This is a genomic window from Yoonia sediminilitoris, from assembly GCF_003058085.1.
GTDB lineage: Bacteria > Pseudomonadota > Alphaproteobacteria > Rhodobacterales > Rhodobacteraceae > Yoonia > Yoonia sediminilitoris.
On sequence record NZ_QBUD01000042.1, the window covers coordinates 1 to 2,604 of the forward strand.

A 2,604-nucleotide genomic window follows, 5' to 3' on the forward strand; every position below is an offset into this window, starting at 1 on the left:
TGGGCTCATGGACGAAGCCGCTCGCGCGGCAATGGCGCTTGTGGCTGATGTTTCGCATTGTTCCTGACGTCGCGCATTTTGTGAACTGACGAACCTGTCTGACGATTGAGGCTTTCTCAGTCGACACAGGAGGTTCCAATGACAGAGGAGAGAACAACACCGCTTCGGGAGCGGATGATCGAGGATATGCGCATTCGGGGTCTGGGGCAGGAATCTCAACGAGCGCATATCCGTGCGGTGAAGGATTTCGCCGAGTTTCTGGGGCGCTCGCCCGATACGGCGACGACGGAAGAGCTGCGCGCGTATCAGCTTCACATGACGGATGCCGGGGTCACGCCCTCGGTCTACAACGCGCGCATTACCGCCCTGCGCTTCTTTTTCTCGATGACCTGTGGTCGCGAGGAGATGAAGCGATACATGCAGTTCCGCACGCAGCCGCGCAAACTGCCCGCAGTGCTCAGCGCCGAGGAAGTTTCCGAGCTTCTGGCGGTGGCACCCGGACCCGGGCTCAAGTACCGCGCCGCGCTCAGCATTTCCTACGGTGCAGGTTTGAGAGCTTCCGAGGTTTGCAATCTCACCACCGGCGATATTGATAGCGACCGGATGCTTATCCATGTCGTGCAGGGCAAAGGGCGGAAGGATCGCAAGGTCATGCTGTCGCCCGATCTGCTCGATCTTCTGCGGGACTACTGGTGCGAGGCCCGGCCCGAGGGATGGCTGTTTCCAGGCAAGCCGAAGATCAACCCGATCTCGCCACGTCAGCTAAACCGCGCTTTCACCTCGGCCAAACGCATGGCCGGGATCAACAAGCCCGCGACGCTGCACACGCTGCGGCACAGCTTTGCCACGCATCTTTTAGAAGCGGGGACGGATGTACGGGTCATCCAGGTGCTGTTGGGTCATGCCAAACTGACGACCACCGCCCAATATACCAAAGTCGCCACCAAGATGATCCGGGACACAGCCAGCCCGTTCGATGCCCTCAAGCAATTGAACCTGCGGGCCCGTAACAAGCGACCGAGGTGAGACGCGGGCCTTGCCCCGTGCAAGGCTGGAGGTTGCTGACATATTCCGCAGATACGGCCCCGCGTGGCGGCGAGCCAATGCCGGGCATGTCAGTCTGAGCCAGCTCAAGGTGATGTCCGCCATCGAAGCCTGCCGGACTGAGGCACTCGGCGGGCATGTGGCGGCCTGCTCCAAATGCGGCCACCAGCATATCGCGTATAACTCGTGCAAGAACCGGCATTGCCCGAAGTGTCAAGGTCCAGCCGCGCGCGACTGGATGGGGGCGCGGGCCGAAGACTTGCTGCCGGTCGAGTACTTCCACGTGGTCTTCACCCTGCCAGCAGAGATCGCGCGGATCGCCCTATGGAACAAGCGGGCGGTCTACGGACTTTTGTTCAAGACCTCGGCTGAGACGGTCGTGACCATCGCTGGTGATCCCAAGTGTCTCGGCGCCCGCGTCGGCATGACCAGCGTGTTGCACACCTGGGGATCAGCGCTCACGCATCATCCGCATATCCACATGATCGTACCCGGTGGAGGATTATCACCTGACGGCACAAGGTGGGTCGCTTCCAAACCGGGCTTCTTCCTGCATGTCCGAGTGTTGTCTCGGTTGTTCCGACGCTTGTTTATCGAAGGGCTGATGGCGCTGCATCGGACCGGGCAGCTTGCCTTCTTCGGCAACCTGAACGGGCTATCAGATGCGAGGGCCTTTGCCGCCTATCTCACTCCGTTGCGCAAAACAGAATGGGTGGTCTATGCCAAACCGCCCTTCGGCGGACCCAAAGCGGTACTGGCCTATCTCAGCCGATACACGCACCGTGTCGCGATCTCGAACCAGCGCCTCGTCAGTGCCAGTGCCGACACCGTGTCATTCCGATGGAAGGACTACCGCATCAAACGAGGTGACCGCATGAAGGTCATGCGGCTCGACACAAACGAGTTCATCCGCCGGTTCCTGATGCATGTCCTGCCCGATGGCTTTCACCGCATCCGCCACTACGGCCTGCTGGCTTCGGCACGGCGCAAGGTCAATATCGCAAAGGTCCGCTTCCTGATCGGGGCAAGCACACCAGAGCAAGAACCTCCGCCCGAGGGTGATCCAGCACCACTTACCCTGCGCGAGCCGTGCCCCTGTTGCGGTGGCTCGATGCGCATCATTGAAACGTTCCGGCGTGGCCAGGTTCCCCGATCCCGCGCTCCACCAAGGGAACAGGCCGCATGACCGAGTACCCGTTCATCCCATCCATTGCAGACCGGTTGGCTCAGCCAAACCGATCAAACCCCTTTGTGCGCAGCGAACCGGGAAGTCGCGTAAAAGGCGCAAACCGCCAGCAACCCGGGGTAAACCCAAGGCAAACACTCCGGTGGAAAGTGAAAACGACCGTCTTCAATCCCCACACCAACGCATCCGCGGCAGCATCAGATCCAACCGGCAGCACACTTTTCCCATAGACACCGCCAACCCCCGCGGCTTCCTCCCTGAGAGATTTTCCAACGCGGGCCACAGTCGAGCCAAGCCAAAACCTCACACCCTGGCCCGCATCAGAAAATCTTCATCATAGGAGACCTTCGCTGCAGATTGCATAGAGGTCTGCT

At 60.4% G+C, this 2,604-nt stretch carries 2 protein-coding genes; both read left to right on the forward strand.

All coding sequences use genetic code 11. The features are described 5' to 3' along the window. Window positions 1-138 precede the first annotated feature (138 nt). Complete coding sequence (locus C8N45_RS22875; RefSeq protein ID WP_108389362.1) at window positions 139-1,026, forward strand: tyrosine-type recombinase/integrase; 888 nt, start codon at window positions 139-141, stop codon at window positions 1,024-1,026. 10 nt (window positions 1,027-1,036) lie between these two features. Then, on the forward strand, window positions 1,037-2,230 hold the full coding sequence (locus C8N45_RS22880; RefSeq protein WP_108389364.1) for an IS91 family transposase: 1,194 nt from the start codon (window positions 1,037-1,039) through the stop codon (window positions 2,228-2,230). Window positions 2,231-2,604: the final 374 nt, after the last annotated feature.

What these genes read in the sequence shown, in the direction of transcription:
- C8N45_RS22875 (WP_108389362.1), top strand. Translation starts at nt 139, where the DNA reads ATGACAGAGGAGAGAACAACACCGCTTCGGGAGCGGATGATCGAGGAT.